19 protein-coding genes and 3 pseudogenes are annotated in these 19,269 nt (G+C 71.8%); 10 read left to right on the forward strand and 12 right to left on the reverse strand.

Going from position 1 to position 19,269, the window contains the following annotated elements; genetic code table 11:
- The first annotated feature begins 282 nt into the window (after positions 1–282).
- From ACGFI8_RS23125 to ACGFI8_RS23150, 6 genes are all read left to right on the forward strand, one after another.
- On the forward strand, positions 283–1,680 hold the full coding sequence (locus ACGFI8_RS23125) for a citrate/2-methylcitrate synthase (protein WP_392807776.1): 1,398 nt from the start codon (positions 283–285) through the stop codon (positions 1,678–1,680).
- Between the two features lie 112 nt (positions 1,681–1,792).
- Positions 1,793–3,865 (forward strand): M3 family metallopeptidase, encoded by a 2,073-nt coding sequence (locus tag ACGFI8_RS23130; RefSeq protein WP_392807778.1) that lies wholly within the window; start codon positions 1,793–1,795, stop codon positions 3,863–3,865.
- 152 nt (positions 3,866–4,017) lie between these two features.
- A complete protein-coding gene (locus ACGFI8_RS23135) occupies positions 4,018–4,647 on the forward strand; it encodes a hypothetical protein (protein WP_392807780.1) in 630 nt (209 codons plus the stop codon).
- Between the two features lie 85 nt (positions 4,648–4,732).
- Positions 4,733–5,524: a FadR/GntR family transcriptional regulator gene (locus ACGFI8_RS23140; protein ID WP_392807782.1), complete on the forward strand. Its 792-nt coding sequence runs from the start codon at positions 4,733–4,735 to the stop codon at positions 5,522–5,524.
- Positions 5,525–5,570: 46 nt separating this feature from the next.
- Complete coding sequence (locus tag ACGFI8_RS23145; RefSeq protein WP_392807783.1) at positions 5,571–6,398, forward strand: sterol desaturase family protein; 828 nt, start codon at positions 5,571–5,573, stop codon at positions 6,396–6,398.
- Complete coding sequence (locus ACGFI8_RS23150) at positions 6,395–7,081, forward strand: lysoplasmalogenase (RefSeq protein ID WP_392807785.1); 687 nt, start codon at positions 6,395–6,397, stop codon at positions 7,079–7,081. The genes ACGFI8_RS23145 and ACGFI8_RS23150 overlap by 4 nt, the downstream gene beginning before the upstream one ends.
- Positions 7,082–7,100: 19 nt before the next feature.
- Here the strand turns inward: ACGFI8_RS23150 and ACGFI8_RS23155 are convergent.
- From ACGFI8_RS23155 to ACGFI8_RS23170, 4 genes and pseudogenes are all read right to left on the reverse strand, one after another.
- Positions 7,101–7,427, reverse strand: a pseudogene (locus tag ACGFI8_RS23155) (VanZ family protein); the annotation flags it as partial.
- A gap of 54 nt (positions 7,428–7,481) precedes the next feature.
- Complete coding sequence (locus ACGFI8_RS23160; RefSeq protein ID WP_392807786.1) at positions 7,482–8,369, reverse strand: methyltransferase domain-containing protein; 888 nt, start codon at positions 8,367–8,369, stop codon at positions 7,482–7,484.
- A 273-nt stretch (positions 8,370–8,642) separates the two neighbouring features.
- Positions 8,643–8,858 (reverse strand): hypothetical protein, encoded by a 216-nt coding sequence (locus ACGFI8_RS23165; protein WP_392807788.1) that lies wholly within the window; start codon positions 8,856–8,858, stop codon positions 8,643–8,645.
- Entirely contained in the window at positions 8,792–10,135 is a 1,344-nt protein-coding gene (locus ACGFI8_RS23170) for an RICIN domain-containing protein (protein WP_392807790.1), read from the reverse strand. The genes ACGFI8_RS23165 and ACGFI8_RS23170 overlap by 67 nt, the downstream gene beginning before the upstream one ends.
- Positions 10,136–10,173: 38 nt before the next feature.
- Between ACGFI8_RS23170 and ACGFI8_RS23175 the strand changes: the two genes are divergently transcribed.
- Positions 10,174–10,527: a hypothetical protein gene (locus ACGFI8_RS23175; RefSeq protein WP_392807792.1), complete on the forward strand. Its 354-nt coding sequence runs from the start codon at positions 10,174–10,176 to the stop codon at positions 10,525–10,527.
- A 31-nt stretch (positions 10,528–10,558) separates the two neighbouring features.
- Here ACGFI8_RS23175 and ACGFI8_RS23180 read toward each other — a convergent pair whose 3' ends face one another.
- From ACGFI8_RS23180 to ACGFI8_RS23205, 6 genes and pseudogenes are all read right to left on the reverse strand, one after another.
- Positions 10,559–11,383 carry a prepilin peptidase gene (locus ACGFI8_RS23180; protein ID WP_392807794.1) on the reverse strand — a complete coding sequence of 275 codons (825 nt, stop codon included), beginning with the start codon at positions 11,381–11,383 and terminating at the stop codon, positions 10,559–10,561.
- 121 nt (positions 11,384–11,504) lie between these two features.
- Positions 11,505–12,008, reverse strand: a complete 504-nt coding sequence (locus tag ACGFI8_RS23185; RefSeq protein WP_392807796.1) for a prepilin-type N-terminal cleavage/methylation domain-containing protein — start codon at positions 12,006–12,008, stop codon at positions 11,505–11,507.
- 229 nt (positions 12,009–12,237) lie between these two features.
- Positions 12,238–13,470: a type II secretion system F family protein gene (locus ACGFI8_RS23190; RefSeq protein ID WP_392807797.1), complete on the reverse strand. Its 1,233-nt coding sequence runs from the start codon at positions 13,468–13,470 to the stop codon at positions 12,238–12,240.
- Between the two features lie 83 nt (positions 13,471–13,553).
- Positions 13,554–14,897: a type IV pilus twitching motility protein PilT gene (locus ACGFI8_RS23195; protein WP_392807799.1), complete on the reverse strand. Its 1,344-nt coding sequence runs from the start codon at positions 14,895–14,897 to the stop codon at positions 13,554–13,556.
- Positions 14,894–15,844: a GspE/PulE family protein gene (locus tag ACGFI8_RS23200; protein ID WP_392807801.1), complete on the reverse strand. Its 951-nt coding sequence runs from the start codon at positions 15,842–15,844 to the stop codon at positions 14,894–14,896. Before ACGFI8_RS23200 ends, ACGFI8_RS23195 begins: the two co-directional genes overlap by 4 nt.
- 64 nt (positions 15,845–15,908) lie before the next feature.
- Positions 15,909–16,049, reverse strand: a pseudogene (locus ACGFI8_RS23205) (ATPase, T2SS/T4P/T4SS family); the annotation flags it as partial.
- On the opposite strand from ACGFI8_RS23205, the gene ACGFI8_RS23210 reads away from it, so the two are divergent.
- A complete protein-coding gene (locus ACGFI8_RS23210) occupies positions 15,987–16,229 on the forward strand; it encodes a hypothetical protein (RefSeq protein WP_392807803.1) in 243 nt (80 codons plus the stop codon). The pseudogene ACGFI8_RS23205 and the gene ACGFI8_RS23210 overlap by 63 nt on opposite strands.
- 24 nt (positions 16,230–16,253) lie before the next feature.
- Here the strand turns inward: ACGFI8_RS23210 and ACGFI8_RS23215 are convergent.
- A pseudogene (locus ACGFI8_RS23215) lies at positions 16,254–16,391 on the reverse strand (hypothetical protein); the annotation flags it as partial.
- On the opposite strand from ACGFI8_RS23215, the gene ACGFI8_RS23220 reads away from it, so the two are divergent.
- Together ACGFI8_RS23220 and ACGFI8_RS23225 are read left to right on the forward strand one after the other, a co-directional pair.
- A complete protein-coding gene (locus tag ACGFI8_RS23220) occupies positions 16,335–16,604 on the forward strand; it encodes a hypothetical protein (protein WP_392807804.1) in 270 nt (89 codons plus the stop codon). The pseudogene ACGFI8_RS23215 and the gene ACGFI8_RS23220 sit on opposite strands and share 57 nt — an antisense overlap.
- Before the next feature lie 219 nt (positions 16,605–16,823).
- Positions 16,824–18,014 (forward strand): hypothetical protein, encoded by a 1,191-nt coding sequence (locus ACGFI8_RS23225; protein WP_392807806.1) that lies wholly within the window; start codon positions 16,824–16,826, stop codon positions 18,012–18,014.
- Between the two features lie 137 nt (positions 18,015–18,151).
- Here ACGFI8_RS23225 and ACGFI8_RS23230 read toward each other — a convergent pair whose 3' ends face one another.
- Positions 18,152–19,015 (reverse strand): NAD-dependent epimerase/dehydratase family protein, encoded by an 864-nt coding sequence (locus ACGFI8_RS23230; RefSeq protein WP_392807807.1) that lies wholly within the window; start codon positions 19,013–19,015, stop codon positions 18,152–18,154.
- Between the last annotated feature and the right edge of the window lie 254 nt (positions 19,016–19,269).

The raw sequence follows: 19,269 nt of genomic DNA on the forward strand, positions 1-19,269 counted from the left end.
TGGGCTGGGCTGGCGGCGATGGACCGGAGTCGACATCGCGATCGCGGCGGACTTGGGCGTTCGTGGCTGTCCGCCGCGGTGGTCGGCTGGTGGTGGGCCGGCGGCGAGCCGCGGATGACCGCGGTGCGGCGGTCCGCGGCCTTGGCTGCGGGCTTACGGTTCGTGGCGTGCGCGACAAGGCGGGCGGTGCACGCCGCCGCGACAAGGCAGGGCGGTTCGTGGCGGGATGGCGGGCGGGCGGATGGTGTGCGTGACGCAACGGTGGCCGGAGAGGGGCCGTGGATGAGCGGGTGGATCGGGGCGGACGAGGCGGCGCGGCGGCTCGGGGTCAAGGCGGCGACGCTGTATTCGTACGTGAGCCGGGGAGTGCTGACCCGGCGCAAGGCCCCCGACGGGCACAGCGTCTTCGACCCCGCGGAGATCGACCGCCTCGCACGCCGTGGGCGGCCCCGGCGGCAGCCCGGCGGGACCGAGCTCGTCATCGAGTCTGCCGTCACGATGCTCGGCGAGGACCGGCACTACTACCGCGGGCGGGACGCCATCGGACTGGCCGATGCCTGGCGGCTCGAACAGGTCGCCGTCTGGCTGTGGACGGGGCTGGAACCGCCCAGCGAACCGTCCAACGAGTCGGCGAGCGAACCGTCCGCCGAGCCGGCCGTCGAGTCGGTCACGGACCTGTCCGCCGGGCCGTCGGCGGGCGCGTCCGGCGCGGTCGCCCGGCCGGCCGTGCGAGGGGCGAGGAAGCGGGCATCGGGCGTGCCAGCGGCGGAGGTGGAGGCGTGGGCGGCGGGGGCTGAGGCCGTCGCGGCGGCTCGGGAGGCGCAGCGTGGGCTCGCCTCCGCGGTGCTGCCGCTCGAGCGCCTCCAAGTTATCGTCACCGCGCTCGCCGTCGCCGATCCCGTGCGGCTCAACCTCGAGCCGGCGGCGGTCGCGCGGGTCGGGCAGGGGCTCGTCGCGGGGATGGTCGACGCGCTCCCGGCGCGGGACGGGTTCGGGGAGCCGGACACGCCGTACGTCGTGGTGGGGCCGGGGGTGCTCGCGCGGGACCGGACCGTGCACGGGCGGCTGTGGCGCAAGTTCGCCGGGGACGGGGCCGACGAGCGGCTCGCCGACGCGCTGCGGTTCGCCATGGTGCTGCTGGCCGACCACGAGCTGGCCTCCTCGACGCTCGCGGCTCGGGTGGCCGCCTCGGTGCGGGCCGACCCGTACGCCGTGGTCCTCGCGGGGCTCGGGGTCACCAGCGGGGCGCTGCACGGCGGCGCCGCGCTCGGCGTCGAGTCGCTGTTCGGCGAGATCGGCGCGGCCTCGCGGGCCTCGTACGCGATGGGGGAGCGGCTGCGGCGCGGGGAGCGGATCCCGGGGTTCGGGCACGCCGTCTACCGCGCCGGGGACGCGCGCGGCGAGGCCTTGCTGGAACGGGTGCGCCGGGCGGTACCGGACCATCCCCGGCTGGCCGTCGCGGAGGCGATGCTCGACGAGGCGCGCCGGATCCGGCTGCCGGCCATGAACGTGGACTTCGCGCTCGGGCTGCTGACGCACCTGGCCGGCATGCCCCGCGGCGCGGCCGAGGCGATTTTCGGCATCGCGCGCACGGTCGGCTGGCTCGCCCACGCGATGGAGGAGTACGCGCGGCCGACGCGGCTGCGGCTGCGGGCGGCGTACACCGGACCGCTCGACTGAGCGGTGCCGCCCAGCCGGCGGGACCGCCGGGGCGTCTGCAAGGGCGTCGCAAAGGGCGTCCGAAAGATTGCAGGGGACGTGACGGTCGCGCGGGGGCCGATACAGTCGGTAGGTGACCACGGACAACCCGTTCCTCGTCCCGAGCGACCTGCCGTACCAGCTGCCGCCGTTCGACCGCATCGAGGTCGACCACTACCTGCCGGCCTTCGAGCGGGGCATGGCCGAGCAGCGCTCCGAGGTCGCGGCCATCGCCGCCGACCCGGCCCCGCCGACCTTCGACAACACGCTGGTGGCGCTGGAGCGCTCCGGGCGCGTCCTGCAGCGCGTCTCGGCCGCGTTCTTCACCGTGACCAGCGCCGACACCACGCCGCGGCTGCAGGAGATCGAGGCCGAGGTCGTCCCGAAGCTGTCGGCGCACAGCGACGCCATCATGCTCGACGCCGGGCTGTACCGCCGGATCAAGACCCTCTACGAGCGCCGCGACGAGCTCGGCCTGGAGCCTGAGCCGGCGTGGCTGCTGGAGCGGTACCACACCGAGTTCGTGCGCGCCGGCGCCGAGCTGTCGCAGGAGCAGCACGTGCGGCTGCGGGAGATCAACGCCGAGTTGGCGGCCCTGGCGACCGACTTCGGCAACCTCGTGCGCGACGAGATGAAGGCCGGCGCCGTCGTCGTGGACGACGAGGCGGAGCTCGAGGGGCTCTCCGCCGACGCGATCGCCGCCGCCGCGGTGGCCGGGCGCGACCGAGGGCTCGACGGGAAGTACGTGCTGAACCTGATCCTGCCGACGGCGCAGCCGGCGCTCGCGTCGCTGCGCGACCGCGCGCTGCGCGAGCGCCTGCACACCGCGTCCGTCGGCCGCGGGTCCCGCGGCGGTGAGCTCGACACCACGGCGATCGTGCTGCGCATCGTCCGGCTGCGCGCGGAGCGGGCGCGGCTGCTCGGCTTCGAGCACCACGCGGCGTACAACATCTCCGACAACACGGCCCGCTCCGTGCCGGCGGTCGAGGAGATGCTGGCCAAGCTCGTGCCGGCGGCGACGGCCAACGCGTCGGCCGAGGCCGAGGACCTGCAGGCCGCCATCGACGAGGCCCACGGCGACGCGGCGTTCCCGCTGCGGCCCTGGGACTGGGCGTACTACACCGAGCGGATCCGCCGCGAGCGCTACGCGATCGACGAGGCCGAGCTGCGTCCGTACTTCGAGCTGGAGCGGGTGCTGCGCGACGGGGTCTTCTTCGCCGCCGGCGGGCTGTACGGGCTGCGCTTCGAGGAGCGGCCGGACCTGCGGGCGTACCACCCCGACGCCCGGGTGTTCGAGGTCTTCGACCGCGACGGCGGCCCGCTCGGGCTGTTCATCGGCGACTTCTTCACCCGTGCGTCCAAGCGCGGCGGCGCCTGGGCCAACGCGCTCGTGGCGCAGTCGCGGCTGTTCGGCACCGCACCGGTGGCGGTCAACAACCTCAACATCAACCGGGCGCCGGACGGCGAGCCGACGCTGCTCACCCTGGACGAGGTCCGCACCCTCTTCCACGAGTTCGGTCATGCCCTGCACACGCTGTTCTCGCAGGTGTACTTCCCGAAGTTCGCCGGCACGCGGGTGCCGCGCGACTTCGTCGAGTACCCGTCGCAGGTCAACGAGGTGTGGATGCTCTGGCCGGAGGTGCTGGCCAGCTACGCGCTGCACCACCGCGCCGGCGAGCCGCTGCCGCAGGAGGTCGTCGACCGGCTCCAGGCCGCCGAGCGGTTCAACAAGGGGTTCGCCACGACGGAGTACCTGGCGGCCACCCTGCTCGACCTCGCCTGGCACACGCTGAGCGTCGAGGACGCGGCGGCGGTCGACGATGTCATGGCGTTCGAGGAGGCGGCGCTGGAGCGGGCCGGGGTGGCGACGCCGTTCGTGCCGCCCCGCTACCGCACGCCGTACTTCGCGCACATCTTCAGCGGTGCCGCGTACAGCGCCGGCTACTACTCCTACATCTGGAGCGAGGTCCTCGACGCGGACACCGTCGACTGGCTGACCGAGCGGGGTGGCCTGTGCCGCGACAGCGGCGACGCTTTCCGTGACGGGCTGCTGGCCAAGGGCGGCAGCGCGGACTCGATGGAGGTCTATCGCGCGTTCCGCGGCCGCGATCCGCTCATCGAGCCGCTGCTGAAGCGGCGCGGGCTGACGGGTGGCACGGGACAGTGACGTTCCGTGATGTTCCTTAGTTTTTCCTAAAGCCGGGATTTAACCGGGGATCCCGCCTTTCGGTACGGGCGCCACGTTCGTAAGCTGTCGCGGTGCGTGGCGCCACCCCCCGGCGCAGGCGCGCTGCCGCACGTCGTCTGCACATCAGCAGAATGGCGCTGCTTGCCGCGGTCAGCCTGGTCGCCTCGATGATCAGCGTCGGTGTGTCCTGGGCGCTCTTCCCCGACCAGCCCGCGGCTGTCGCGGACGACACCAGCTTCGACGCCGCGAAGTTCTACGAGACCCATGCCCGAGCCAACGCGGCCCGCGGCGCCGCCCAGGCCGCGCTGCCGGGGCAGTCGCTGGTGCCGAAGCCGGTGGCCGGGCTGACGCAGGCGCAGACCAACAACGCGTTCATCGTGGTCGAGGTGGCCCGGCAGATGAACCTGCCGGAGCGGGCGATGGTCGTGGCGATCGCGACCGCGCTGCAGGAGACGTATCTGAAGAACCTCGCCAACCCGAAGGTGCCGGCGTCGATGAATCTGCCGCACGAGGGCACCGGCACGAACTACGACTCGGTCGGGATCTTCCAGCAGCGGGTCAGCATCTGGGGCACGCCGGAGCAGCTCATGGACCCGGCGTTCGCGTCGGCGAAGTTCTACAACAAGCTGATGAAGGTCAACGGCTGGCAGCAGATGAGCGTCACCAACGCCGCGCAGGCGGTCCAGCGCAGCGCGTTCGCCAGCGCGTACGCCAAGCACGCCACCAACGCACAGCGGATCGTCGACGAGCTGAGGTCCTGAGCCGGAGCACCCGCAGGATTCGACGCGTCTGTCTTGTGGTTCGAGGGACTGGTCCAACCAGTTGATGGGTGGCACACTGCCGGGTATGGAGTTCGTGCCGGCGAGCCGCAGCTCGGTGTCCGACCACGTGTTCGGCCAGGTGCGCGACGCGATCCTGGCCGGGGCGTACCCGCCGGACTCGAGCCTGCCCAGCGAGCGGGAGCTCGCCGCCGTGTTCGAGGTCAACCGGCACGCGGTCCGGGAGGCGCTGCGCCGCCTGCAGCAGCTCGGCCTGGTCCGGGTCGCCCAGGGCGGCGCCACCCGGGTGCTCGACTGGCGCCGCCACGCCGGCCTGGACCTGGCGATGGCCCTGACCGGCGTGCGCGCCGAGCGACCCGCCGCGGTTGCCGGATCCGGCGCTCGCGGTCCCGGGGACGGGGGCACGGCCCGCGGCGCGACGCCGGACGTCCTGCCGCTGGACACCCTCGTCCGCGACGTGCTCGAGATGCGCGCCTGCCTCGGCGCCGACGCCGCCCGCCTGTGCGCCGAGCGGGCCGGCGACGTGGCGCGCGACGCCGTGCTGGCCGCCGTCGAGGCGTACGCGGGATCGGGGCCGGACCTGGACCGGATGGGCGAGGCGAACGTGGCCCTGTGGCGGGAGATCATCGTCGGCAGCGGCAACGTGGCGTACCTGCTGGCCTTCAACAGCCTCGTCGGCGGCGCGCTCGCCGTCGGGCGGGTGCCGGCCGGGCGGCGCACCGCCGAGCTGCTCGACGTGGCCGGGCACCGCCGGCTCGGCGGGCACATCGCCGCCGGGGACCCCGCCGCCGCCGAGGCCCAGGCGAGGGCGCTGCTGACCGCCCCCATCGGCGCCGAGCCCACCGACGTCACCACCTGACCCCCGCGGCATACCCCCGCCCCCGCGAAGGAGGGAGATCGACCCCATGATCCCCGCCGTTTTGTACGCCGTACCGGCGTTCCTGCTGCTCATCGTCGTCGAGGCGGTCTCGTACCGGTTCCTGCCCGACGACGACGAGCGCGGCTACGAGGTCCGCGACACCGCCACCAGCCTGTCGATGGGCCTGGGCAGCCAGATCATCGGCGTGCCGTGGAAGCTCGTGGTCGCGGTCGCCTACGCCGGCCTGTACGTGCTGACCCCGCTGCGGATGGACCCGCACAGCCCGTGGACGTGGGTCGTGCTGTTCTTCGCCGACGACCTGGCGTACTACTGGTTCCACCGCCTGCACCACGAGGTGCGCCTGTTCTGGGCCGGCCACGTCGTGCACCACTCGAGCGTGTTCTTCAACCTGTCCACGGCGCTGCGCCAGAGCTGGACCCCGATGACCTCAACGCCGTTCTGGCTGTTCCTGCCGCTGCTGGGCATCCCGCCGTGGATGGTGTTCCTGCAGCAGTCGATCAGCCTGGCGTACCAGTTCTTCCTGCACAGCGAGCGGGTGGACCGGCTGTGGCGGCCGATCGAGTGGTTCTTCAACACCCCGTCGCACCACCGCGTCCACCACGGCGCGAACGCGGAGTACCTGGACCGCAACTACGGGGGCATCCTCATCGTCTGGGACCGGCTGTTCGGCTCGTTCGAGCCCGAACGGGCCCGGGTGGTGTACGGCCTGACGAAGAACATCGGCACCTACAACCCGCTGCGCGTGGCCACGCACGAGTACGCGGCGATCTGGCGGGACGTGCGCTCGGCCGCGCGCCTGCGGGACCGGCTGCGCCTCGTGTTCGGCCGCCCCGGATGGCAGCCCGCGGCATGAGGCGCCTGCCCCTGCCGCTGTTCGCCGTGGCCGCCGCCGTGGAGCTGGCCGGGGTCGCGGCGGACCAGCGCGCCCTGCAGTGGATCGCCAAGCCCCTGCTGGCCCCGATCCTGATCTGGTACCTCGTGAGCCGGGGCCGCCGCGACGCGGTGACGGTCGCCCTGATGTTCGCCACCGCGGGCGACGTGGTCCTGCTGGTGCCCGGCCGGCTGCCGTTCCTGGCCGGCATGGCCTGTTTCCTCGGTACCCAGGTGTGCCTGCTGGCCGCGTTCCTGCGGCGGGCGCGCCCCCGGGCCGTCGCGGTCGCCGGCTACGCGGTGCTGTGGGCCGGGCTCAACGCGCTGCTGTGGGGCCACCTCGGCGCGCTGCGGTGGCCGATCCTCGGGTACAGCATGGCGCTGGCCGCGATGGCGTGCGCCGCGACCGGCGTCTCGGCCCGGGTGGGGCTCGGCGGGGCGCTGTTCCTCGCCTCCGACCTGCTCATCGGCGCCGGCGCGGCCGGGCTGGACTTCGCCGGCCGGGACGTGGTCGTGATGGCCACCTACGCCGCGGCCCTCGCCCTCATCGCGACGGGCTGGGCGTGTCCGGTTCCTGAGCGCGCCGCGGCGCCGCCTCCACGGGGCGGGGCGGCCGGCGCCACCGTCGCGCCAGTACCGCCGCAAGACCCGCTCCGGCGGCGTTGACGAGCACGTCGTCGACGGCGGTGACGCGGCCGAGGTCCAGGACGTACTGCAGCGTCTCGAGCACGGCCGAGCCGAGCGCGGCCAGGCCGGTCACCGCCCAGGCGTTCAGGCGCCAGCGCATCGGGCCGAACACCCCGAACGCGGCGAACACGGCCAGGTTGCCGCCCATCTGGATGATCGCGTCGCGCGGGTCGCCGGTCAGGACGTCGGCGAGGCCGCGGACCGGGTTCCAGTTGACCCGCCGCGGCCCCGGCATCGGGGCGAGGATCATGATCACCCACGGCGCGGTGCCGGCCACGGTGCCGATGAGGCCGAGTTTTTCACGCCGGCGCCGATCGATTCGCATGCCGCCGACGGTAGCGGCGCACCCGTGTGGAAACCGTGTGCCGCCGGCGCGGATTCAGTGTGCGTGGGCGGGGACGCCGGCGCGCAGGCCGCCGGTGAGGGCGGGGATCTCGTCGCTCGGCGCGTACTCGAAGCGGATGCGCACCTCGTCGCCGGTGAGCACCTCGACCGGCTCGGCGACCGGCACGACGAGGTAGTTCATCGTCCAGTCGACGCTGCCGGGCGGATCGTACGTCACCGCGAGCAGGTTCTTGGTGACCAGCCGCACGGCGTTGACCAACGCGGGTCGTTCGGCCACGAACGTCAGGTCGGCCGCACACCGGGCCGGTAGCGGGCCGGAGTAGAAGAACTGCTGGAATACCTGCGGCGGCGCTGCCTCCACGGTGCGCGGCTGCACGCTCCGCGGCGGCTGGAACACCGGCGCCGGGACGGTGTAGCCGGAGTACGTGAGGTCCTGCTCGACCGGCTGCGCGGCCTGCACGCACGCCTCCGGCAGGAACCGGGGCAGCGGCCCGCCGATGTGGCGCATATAGCGGCGCTTGAAGCCGTTGATCACCTCGACCTGGCGCTCGCGGAGCAGCCCGACGTGCAGCATCTCGCACATCACCAGGTCGACCGGCTCCTCGGGCAGGTAGTCGCGGGCGTCGGCGTGCAGCATCCGCACCGCGTCGCCGGTCGCCGCGCGCAGCGCAGCCCGCGCGGTGGCGAACACGCGCGGCTCGCGCTCGATCGCGGTGACGGTGGCGCCCTGCCGGGCGGCGAAGTAGCTGAGTACGCCGGTGCCGGCGCCGAGGTCGAGCACGCGCATGCCGGGGGCGACGGCGTGCGCGATCGCCTCGGCGAAGGCGCTCATCCGGCACTCGTCGGTGAGCAGCAGCGCCTGGTACTGCAGCGGGATCACGTCGGCCGGGAACCCCGTGTGCTCGGCGTCGAGGCGGTCCATGCGCAAAGGGTAGTCGCTCGCCGACGCAGGGCGACCGTCTTCGGATGGATCAATGCAGATCGAGACCGTCCCAGCCTGCGTACCCGCACAGAGTGGCAGGGCGCTGGGGGAGTGGTCACGGCCTTCGGCGCCTCCCAGGTGATGCTCATGCCGTCAGCCTCGTCCTCATCCGCCTCGATGCCATCCAGGCGATGCACCCGACCCGACCCTGCATTCCGTGGCGGCCTCGGCGAGGGCGCCCCCTACGGGACGCTCACCGCTCGCCCACGTTCTTCAGCGCGACGGGTCCTCGATGTTGGCCGGGGCGTTCCACTTCTGCAGCTTCGAGCCGTCGCAGGCGGCCACGGTGAGCTTGCTGACCGTGGTGCTGCCCTTGAAGATGTCCGTGGCCGGCAGCTTCGGGTCGTCGAGGTTCGCCGGGGTCAGGCAGTTGCCGTTCTGGTCCTTGATGACGTAGCTCGCGCCGTACGTCTTCTCCTGGTACGACACGTCCCCAGCGTCGAGGCGTCGGTCGTGGCCGGGCACACCTTCACCGTCACGAAGTGCGCGGCGGCCCCCGGCTCCGCCGTGGTCAGGCAGTAGGTCTTGTACGTCTTGGTGCTGTCGTACGTGCTGATCTGCCCGGTGATGCTGCCCAGCCCGGTGCCCGTGGCCGGGATGCTGTACCGCTGGTTCCAGCCCACGTTGAGCGGGTTCGGCGCCTGCTTGCACGGCCACACGATCAGGAACCCGAGGGTCGTGTCGAAGTTCGTCACGTCGACGCAGCGGCCGAACTGCTTGAAGTTGACCAGCTGGTACGGCGGGCCGGCCGCGCCCGCGCCGACGGACGCCTCGGGCGCGAACGTGCGGGTGTCGTCCGCCGCGCCGCCGCATGCGGCGAGCTCCACGAACGCGCCGGGCGTGCTGCCGGACTTGGCGTGGAAGCACAGGCTGCCCAGACTGGTGCCGTTGGACGCGGTGCTCTGGAAGTTGGAGCTGTCGTTGATGCTCCACCGCTGGTGGTACGGGATCGTCGGTGAGCCGCACGGCTGGAACTGCACGAGGGTGCCGCTTACTGGGTTGGCGCCGGAGTCCAGGCACATGCCGAGCGGGTTCGCCGCCGTCTTGGACGAGACCAGCTGCAGCGTGAGGTTCTTCGTGTACGCGAACGTCTGCCGCGCGCTGCCCGTGTTGCACGGCTGGGTGGTCACGTTGGTGCCGACGGCCGGCGAGCCGGAGCCCGCGTCGAGGCAGTAGGCGCCGCCGTAGAACCTGACCAGCCCGCCCTCGACGTTCTCGTTGGTGAACCGGAACACGTAGGTGGCGGTGAGGGTCCGCGACGCCACCGGGTCGAACGCGTCGCCGCTGCCGCCCCGGGCCGAGCCGGTCGAGGTGATCACCGCATACGAGGGCACGCTGAGCAGGTGCGAGCTCCTCGTCGCGCACGCCACGTCGGTCTTCGTCGCGTCCTGGAACCGCACGGAGACCCGGTACCGGCCGGGCAGGCCGCCGCCGACGACGCCGAGGAGCGGGTCGGCGGCCGGGATGCACTGCAGGTTGGCGATCGTGCCCGCCGAGGCACGGATGCTGCCGATGACGATGTCGATGCCGGCCTGCGCGGCGTGCAGCGCCTTGGTCCGGTCGATTCGGCCGTGTTGCGCAGCTGTGTGATGACCACCGGGACCATCAGTGTGCTCAGGGAGGTGCCGACGAGGGGTCAGCATCAGGGCGAGCGGCAGGGAGCCGTCGTCGCGCCCGCGCAGCGAGCGGAGGATGCGCCGGATCACGTCACGACCTCGCTTTCGGGCAGATGGTGCTCCCGTCGGTGCTGGCCCTGCTGTTCAGCGCGGTGAACGTCAGGTCCGTGGTCGCCTCGGTCTGGCCGCTGCCCGGGTCGGTGGTGACGACCAGCACCACGCGCAGCCGCTGGAACGCCGTGTTCTCCGTCGGCGTGGCCAGCGTGAACGAGCTCTCGGCGACGTTGACTGAGCGCACCGGTGACGGCGTGCTCGTCCTGGACCGCGCCGTTCTGCACGACGCCCGGCGGCAGCAGGATGTGGCCGAAGTTGCTGATGACCGGCCCCTCCTTGCTGTTGCTGGTCTCCGCCGCGCGGATGGACACCGTCCCGATGTCCAGTCCGATCAGGTTGACAGCGGCCATCGTGCTCCCTCGAAATGACGCCGCACGGCTCCGGCGCGGGCGGCGCGGTTTACGCGGGGACGAGCAGGTTGGTGTACCAGTCGGTGATCGGCGCCGCGGCGAACAGCGCGAGCAGGGCGCCGGCCAGCATCGACGGGCCGAAGGGCAGCGCGGTCTTGCGCCCGGCGCGGCCGGTGGCCAACAGGACCAGGCCGGCGGCCCCGCCGAGGACGAACGCGGCGAGCGTGCCGACGGCGACGGACGACCAGCCGAGCCAGCCCAGATACAGGCCGAGGACGCCGGCGAGCTTGACGTCGCCGAAGCCCATGCCCCCGGGGTACACGATGGAAAGCAGGAAGTAGAACGTCCACAGCGCGGCCATCGCGAGCAGGCCCCGCAGCGCCGCGGCCCAGTCGCGCTCGACGATGACGGCGGGCAGGAACAGCAGCGGGGCTACGACGTACGAGGGCAGCACGATCGCGTTGGGCAGGCGCAGCACGTCGAGGTCGATGAGGGCCAGGGCGACGGCGATCGCGGCGAGGTACAGCCAGGCGGGCATCTGCAGCCACGACGGCCCGGCGGCCTCGCTCGCGCCGCTGCGGCCCGCGGGCCCGATGCAGCGCATCGCCACGGCGACGAACAGCGTGGCGGTGCCCAGCTCGACGAGCGGGTAGCGGATGCCGATCGGCGCGGCGCAGTCGGCGCAGCGGCCCCGCAGCAGCAGCCAGCCGAGGACGGGGACGTTGTGCCGCGGGCGGACCGGGGCCGTGCACTGTGGACAGTGCGACGCCGGGCGCAGGAGCGACTCGCCGCGGGGGACGCGGTGGATGACGACGTTGAGGAACGAGCCGACGGCGAGCCCGACGACGCCCACGACGATGAGTACGAAGGTCATGTCGCGGTCCTTCCGTGCTCGCCGGGGTTCGAGGTCGTGGCTTTGGCGGCCCGCACTCGGATTCGACCGGGTGCGGGCCGCCGCGGCGGCGTGTTGCCGGCCGCCTGTGGGCGGGCCTGGCTCAGTTGCCGGCGTTGCCGGCGATGCAGCCCGCGAGGTCGGTCTGGACGGGCGACTTCTTGACCGAGCCGCCGGCCGAGCTGTCGTACAGGTAGATGACCTTGCCGTCGGCGTTCATGGCACAGATGCGGTAGCTCCCGCCGTCCGTCGCCTTTTTGTACCGCATGCTGTTGTCCGGCGACAACGTGGCCGTCTGAGGGCTGCCGCCCGTAGCGGTCGCGCCACTGTTCGTGGTGCCGAAGACGAGCTTGTCGGCGGTGCTGGTACCGTCGGCGGGGTACGAGTTGCTGTTCTCGGTGTAGAACTGCTCGACCGCGCTGACCGCCGCGCGCACGTCGGACTCCGCGGACTTGTTGGCCGCACCCTTGCGGTAGCTCAGGTACATTGGGACCGCGATCGCGACGAGCACGCCGATGATCACAACCACGACGAGCAGCTCGACGAGCGTGAAACCGCCGTCTCCGGCAGCGCGCTTCTTCCGCATCCTGCGCAGCGGCTCTTGCATGGGTGAGCCTCCTGCTCTTCTGCCTGGGGGTGTGGGTAGTGGCGAGGCTCCGCTGCCTGGCGCCAGGTTTCCTGTGGCACCGGCGGTTCGATGCATCAGGTGGTGCTCTCAGTAGGGGATTCGCCGGGTGTGCCGGCGATACCGCCGCCGTTGCCGTTGCGTTGCCGGGCGTTCGGTGGGCATCGGGCCCGGCCGTGCCGGACCCGCGCCCGGCCGGCCGCGCTGGGCGTCAGTTGCTCTGGATGTTCTGGTAGATCGAGAACATCGGCAGGTACCGGCAGACGATCATTCCGCCGACCACGCCGCCCATGACGAGCACCATGATCGGCTCGATGGACGCGGTCAGCGCCTCCGCCGCGCTGTCGACCTCTCGGTCGTAGAAATCGGCAACCTTTTCGAGCATCTGACTGATTTGGCCGCTCTCTTCGCCGACCTCGACCATCTGGACGACCATCGGCGGGAAGATCTTGTGCTGTCCGAGTTGGGACGACATGGGCCGCCCCTCGCGCACTGCCTGCTGCAGATCGGTCATCGCCGCTGTGATGACGGTGTTGCCGGTGGTGGCGCCGACGACGTCGAGCGCCTGCAGCACGGGGACGCCGACGCCGAGCAGCGTGCCCAGGTTGCGCGAGAACCGGCTCAGCGCGATCTTCGTGAACAGCGGGCCGAACACCGGCAGGCGCAGCTTCACCTTGTCGAACCACAGCCGCACGGCCGGATTTCCGGCCATGATCCGGCGGAACGCCACGGTGGTGACGGCCGCGACGAGGATGAGCACCGGCCCGAGCCAGAACAGCGTGTGGCTGGCGGTCACGATGATCCGGGTGGGTAGCGGGAGCTCGCCGCCGAGCTGTTGGAACATCTTCTCGAAGATGGGCACGATGAAGATCAGGACGGCGCTGATCATCACGACCGTGCAGAGGAGGACGATCACGGGGTACGTGAGCGCGCTCTTGATCTTGCCGCGGAGCGCGGCGTCCTTCTCGAAGTTGGTCGCGATGCGGTCCAGGGCGTTGTCGAGAAAACCGCCGGTCTCGCCGGCCCGGATCATCGCGACCATCAGCGTCGGGAACACCTTGGGGTGCTTGCCCAGGGCGACGGAGAGGGACGTGCCGCCCTCGATGTCCAGCCGTACCTCGCCGAGCGCCTTCTTCAGCGACGGCTTCGGGGCCTGGTCCTCCAGCACCGCCAGCGAGCGCAGCAGCGACATGCCGGACTGGGTCATCGTCGCGAACTGCCGCGCGAACACCGAGAGGTCCTTGAGCGACGTTCGGTCGCCGAGGCCGGGCACGCGGATCTCGCGCCGCATCAGCGTGTCGGCGCTGGTGATCGCGAGCGGCGTGAGCCCCTGCTGGCGCAGCAGCTGCGCGGCGGCGAGCTCGTTCGACGCCTCGATCTTGCCCTTGGTGCGCTTACCGTCGTGGTCGATCGTCTGGTAGTCGTACGTCTTGGTGGCAACCATCTCTCACAGCGCCCTTTCCCGCGTTCCGTGCTGCCGGCGGCCTGGTTTTCCGCCCGCGCGCCCGCGTTGCTCGCGTCGCGTTCTCAGGTGCGGCCGGCCAGGCGGCGGAACTCCTCCGCCGAGTGGCACAGCTCGAGCGCCGTCTCGTAGGTGACGAGCTGCTGGCGGACCCGCTCGGCCAGGTGCTGGTCGAACGAGAGCATGCCGTCGTTGCCGCTGGACTGCATGAACGACGGGATCTGGTGGTTCTTGCCCTCCCGGATCAGGTTTCGGATCGCGGGTGTGGCGAACATGATCTCGGTGACGATCGTGCGGCCCCGCCCGTCGGCGCGCGGCGCGAGCGCCTGCGTCACCACACCCTGCAGCGCGTTGGACAGCTGGGCGCGGATCTGCTGCTGCTGGTGCGGCGGGAAGATGTCGATGACCCGGTCGACGGTCTGCGCCGCGCTCTGCGTGTGCAGCGTCGCGAGCACCAGGTGGCCGGTCTCGGCCGCGGTCAGGGCCGTGGACGTGGTCTCCAGGTCGCGCAGCTCGCCGACGAGGATGATGTCCGGATCCTGGCGCAGCGCGTGCTTGAGCGCCATCGCGAACGACGTGGTGTCGGCGCCGACCTCGCGCTGGTTGTCCAGGCATCGCTTGTGCTCGTGGAGGAACTCGATCGGGTCCTCGATGGTCACGATGTGCGACGAGCGGGTGCGGTTGGCCAGGTCCAGGATCGCCGCCAGGGTCGTCGTCTTGCCCGAGCCGGTCGGGCCGGTGACCAGCACCAGGCCGCGGTGCAGGTGCGCGAAGCGGGCCACCTGCTCCGGCACGCCGAGCTGGTCGAGCGGCTTGATGTTGTGCGAGATCGCGCGGAACGCGGCGCCGTAGGAGCCGCGCTGGTGGTAGAGGTTGACCCGGAAGCGTGAGACGCCCTCGATCGCGTAGGCGAAGTCGAGCTCCCGCACCTCCACGAACTGCCGCCACTGGCCGTCGTTGAGCACCGCGGCGCGCACCAGCATCTCGGTGTCCTCGGGCGTGAGGTCGTCGTAGCCGGGCAGGTACCGCAGGCCGCCGTTGATACGCACCGTGGGCGGGGCGCCGACGGTCAGATGCAGGTCGGAGCCGCTGACGCGGACGAGCGAGACGAGCATCGCGTCCAGCGACGCCCGTTCGTCGCTGGTCGGGATGCCTGTCGCGAGGGCGCTGGCCATGGCCCCGTGCGTCGAGCCGGCCCTCGTTCCGTGCGCCGCGCCGGCCCTCGTTCCTTGCGCCGCGATGGCCCTCGTTCCGTGCGCCGCGCCGGCCCTCGTTCCTTGCGCCGCGATGGCCCTCGTTCCGTGCGCCGCACCGGGCATCGCGCCGGGAACGGCTCCGGGCGTCGCGCCGGTCGGGGTGGCTCCGTACGCCGGGCCCGGCCGGCCGCCGGGTGATGCCTGGTTGGTCACGTGGGCTCCTTGCGGTACCGATGCGGCGGAAAGACCTCATGAGCGCCATCGGCAGGGCTGTGCGGGAGCTGAGGATTCACACGGCGACGCGGACGACCTCGGGGATCGAGGTCTGGCCCTCCGCCGCCTTGGCGAGGCCGTCGATGCGCAGGTCGAGCAGGCCCTCGCGGTATGCGACCGCCTGGATCTCGTGCGCCGAAGCGCGGTCGATCGCGAGCTTCTCGATGTCGGGGGGAGACCGGCATGACCTCGTGCAGCGCGATGCGGCCGCGGTAGCCGGTGTTGGCGCAGGAGCGGCAGCCGACCGGGCGCCACAGCGTCTCCGGCGTGCCGAGCAGGTCGTAGGGCCAGCGAGCGCCGATCAGCTCCGCCTCCATGGGTCCGTACTCCGTCTTGCACCAGTCGCACAGGCGTCGCGCGAGGCGCTGGGCGAGCACGCAGTCCACCGAGGAGCCGACCAGGAACGGCTCGATGCCCATCTCGACGAGCCGCGTGACGGCGCTGGGGGCGTCGTTGGTGTGCAGCGTGGAGAGCACCAGGTGGCCGGTGAGCGCCGCCTCGACGGCCAGCTGCGCGGTGGTACGGTCGCGGATCTCGCCGATGAGCACCACGTCCGGGTCGGAGCGCAGGATCGCCGGCAGCACGGCGGCGAACGTCAATCCGGCCTTGATGTCGACCTGGACCTGGTTGACGCCAGGCAGGCGGTACTCGACCGGGTCCTCGACAGTGATGATGTTGACGGTGGGCTTGCTGATCTCGGCGAGCGTCGCGTAGAGCGTCGTCGACTTGCCCGAGCCCGTCGGGCCGGTGACGAGCAGCATCCCGTGCGGCTTGTTGAACGAGTTCGCGAACCGCTCGTAGTTGCTCTTGCCGAAGCCGAGCTTGGCCAGCTTGAGGTCCATGCCGCTGGCGTCCAGCACGCGCAGGACGATCTTCTCGCCCCGCACCGTGGTCGACCACCCGCTGGTTGATCTCGACCGTGATGCGGCCGTTCTGGGGCACGCGGCGCTCGGTGATGTCGACGTTTGACATGATCTTGAGGCGGGAGATCAGGGCCGACTGCACGTGCCTGGGCACCGTGTCGACCTCGTGCAGCACGCCGTCGATCCGGTAGCGCACGCGCATGTTGTGCTCGCCGGGCTCGAGGTGCAGGTCGGAGGCGCGGTTGACGATGGCCTGCTCGAGCAGCGAGTTGACGTACCGGACGATCGGCGCGTCCTCGCTCACGGCCGTGAGGTTGGACACGGCCGGTGCCGCCTCCGCGCGCAGGCTCTCGGCGACCTCGCCGAGGTCGTTCTCCTCGCGCTTCAGCCGGTCGATGATCTTGCGTAGCTCGGAGCGCGCGACGACGACCGGACGCACCGTGAGGCCCGTCGCGGCGCGCACGTCATCCAGGGCGAGCACGTCACCCGGGTCGGTGATGCCGACGGTGATCTCGTGCTCGTTCAGGGCGATGCCCAGGACCCGGTGCTTGAGCACCAGGGCCATCGGGATCTTGGTGACGGCGGCCGGGTCGATGGGGTAACCGACGAGGTCGAGGGTGGCGATGCCGTACGCGTCGGCCGACGCGGCGGTCAGCTGCTCCTCGGTGACGATGTGGTCGTTGATGAGCACGGCTCGGATCGATCGGCCGGTGCGCTCGGCCTCCTCGGCCGCCCGGTCGACGGCCTGTGCGTCTGCCCCGCGTTGTTTCAGCGCGTCCAGTAACGGCCTGAACGTCTGGTACATCTCACCCCCGTGTCGCTGGAGGACTGATCGGCGGCTATCCGGGTGACTTTCGGGTTTCACCCCTGGCGCGTGTGCCGGACTCGTTGACGCATCGCGGCGCCGTCGTGAGGATGCTTCGCTGTGTCGGTTGCCGTTGTGGAAGAACCCAGAAGCGGATTGCCCGGCAATATCAGCATTTGGCGGGCGCGGTGGTTGCTGATGCGGTACGGGGGCCGCGCCCCCGGGGAGCCGTCGTACCCGGGCGTGCCGGCCGCGGCCCAGGCCGAGCTGCTGGCCCTGGTCGCCGAGGTGGCCGCCCGGGTGGGGGTGGCGCGGCCCGATGCCGTGCTGCTGACCGGGTACGGAACGATCCGTTCCTGGGCCAGTCGCCGGCGGCGGCTGTTGCTCGTGGGGCTGCCGCTGCTGCAGTGCCTGACCGTCGACGAGGTGCGGGCGCTCGTCGCGCACGAGCTCGCGGTCGTCGACCATCGGCGGGCGCACCTGGTGGTGCGGCTGCGTGCTCTGTACGAGGACGCGGTGGACCCGCTGTCGGTGGTGCCGTCGTCACGCTCGGAGTCGATCGCGAGGGCGACCCGGGAGTTCGCCGTCGCGCTGGAGCGCAAGGCGGACCAAGCGGCCAGCAGCGCCTCCGGGCTGCACACCGCCGCCCGGGCGGTGGTCAAGGCCGACCTGGCCGCGTTCGAGTTCGCCGACCTGGCGTTCGACGTGGAGGAGCAGGTGTGGCAGCGCACCTCTGCCGCGGTACAGGATCTGCATGCCGGATGGCGGGAAGCGGTCCGGGCGGGGGCGGTGATCGCGTCGCTGGACGAGGACACGCGGACCGCGCTGATGGCGCGCCACCCGAGCCTGGCCGGGGCGATCGGGTCGCTGTCCCCCGCGCACGTGGCATTGCGGACCGTGGATTCGGTACCGCTGATGCCGCTGCCGCCAGACGTGGAGCGCGAGCTGGCGCGGCACGTGCTCAAGCGCGACAGCGGGCAGTGGGTCACCTTCGCCGCCGTGCCCGACGAGGAGTGGCCGACGTGGCTGGCCCGGCAGGCCCGGGTGGTGACCGATCAGGTGGCGACGCTGCTGCGGCGGCCGCCGATCGGGCCGGCCGAGGTCGTGGAGGTGCTGCTGATGCGGCTGGACGAGCTGGTGGCGGCGAACTGGCCGGCGCAGCCGGAGCCGCCGGCCGAGCCCGAGGAGTTGGACGGTACGCCGTCGGTGGTGGTGGTCGCCGAGTCGGCGCTCACCGCGCGCGGGTGGCGGCGGGTCCATCCGGCGGCAGCGGGGGTACTGGTGAGCCCGGACGGGGAGCAGCACAACCTGACGCTGCTGGCGCGGGCGGCGCTCGATTCGCCGGCCGCCGTGGCGGTACTGATGGAGCTGCTGTCACGCGAGCCGTGAGATCTCGTGCACGGCCTGCTTTCGGTGTACGGCCCTTGTGTACGGCGTGCTGTTTGTGCTGCCTCAGGTGGCCGCGGCGACGTGGCCCTGCGGCGGAGGTCCGGGGTCGTTGCCTGTCGCGGCCGGCCGGTGGAGCGTCAGTGCGCCACGTGGTCTCGCCACGAGTGGGCCGGGGCGAAGCCCAGGACCTTGCGGGCACGGTCGATCGACAGCAGGGTCTCGAACTCGCCGAGGTCCTTGCGGATCGGCACGTCCGGGAACACCTCGGCCATGAGGCTCGCCGACGAGCGGTTCATGATGGTGTCGGCGGCGGCGATGACGAACGACTGGGCGCCCTCGATCGGCGCGTCCAGCGAGAGCCGGCAGGCGGCGGCCACGTCGCGGGCGTCGACGTAGCCCCAGAGGTTCCACTTCCGCGCGTGCGCGTCAGCCCAGTAGCCCGGCACCGCAGCGTAGTCGCCCGGGTGCGACCCGTCGACGGTGTGCACGTTGGACAGGCGCAGGCCCACGAACGGGATGCCGCTCCAGCCGGAGATCTCCCGGGCGAGGGTCTCGCCGACGACCTTGGACAGGGCGTACGTCGTGGACGGATACGGGAAGTGGTCCTCGTCGACCGGTGCGTACCGTGGCGGCGTGTCGAACGGCAGGCCGAGGGTCGTCTCGCTTGAGGACCAGACGACGCGGCCGACGCCGGTGGCCTGGGCGGCGAGGAAGACGTTGGCGTTCATGGTCGAGTTGCGGTTGAACGTCACCGCCGGCGGATACATCCCAGGTGCGGGGATGTTGGCCAGGTGTACCACGGCGTCGGCGCCCTGCAGCACCTCGACCGCCTGGCCGTAGTCGGTCAGGTCGGCGACGAGCATGGGGGTGCCGAGGTCGCTGAGGTGGCCGGCCCGGCCGACGGCGTCGGTGGCGACCACGTCGTAGCCGTGGGCGAGCAGGTCGGTGACGACCACCCGCCCGGTCTTGCCGTTTGCTCCGGTGACGACGATCCGCGACATGCGCCGATCCTGTCATGCGACTCCTGGCGCGCGGCGCGGCGGGGCGGATCACTCGGCTCGGGCCGCCCCTCGGTGGCGGCTGCGACTGGTTCGTGGTCCGCCCGCGTGCCTGCTCGCGCGCCGGCCCGGCCTTTCGGTGCGGAACGCTCTGTTCCGGGCTGCCGTGCTTTCGGGCCGGTCCTCCCGGGCGTCGCCTCTGGTCGGCTGGCGATTGCTGGACGGGCCGCTGGATGGGCTCTCCACCGGTTGCTAGA

Source organism: Dactylosporangium sp. NPDC048998, assembly GCF_043197855.1.
Classification (GTDB): Bacteria; Actinomycetota; Actinomycetes; order Mycobacteriales; family Micromonosporaceae; genus Dactylosporangium.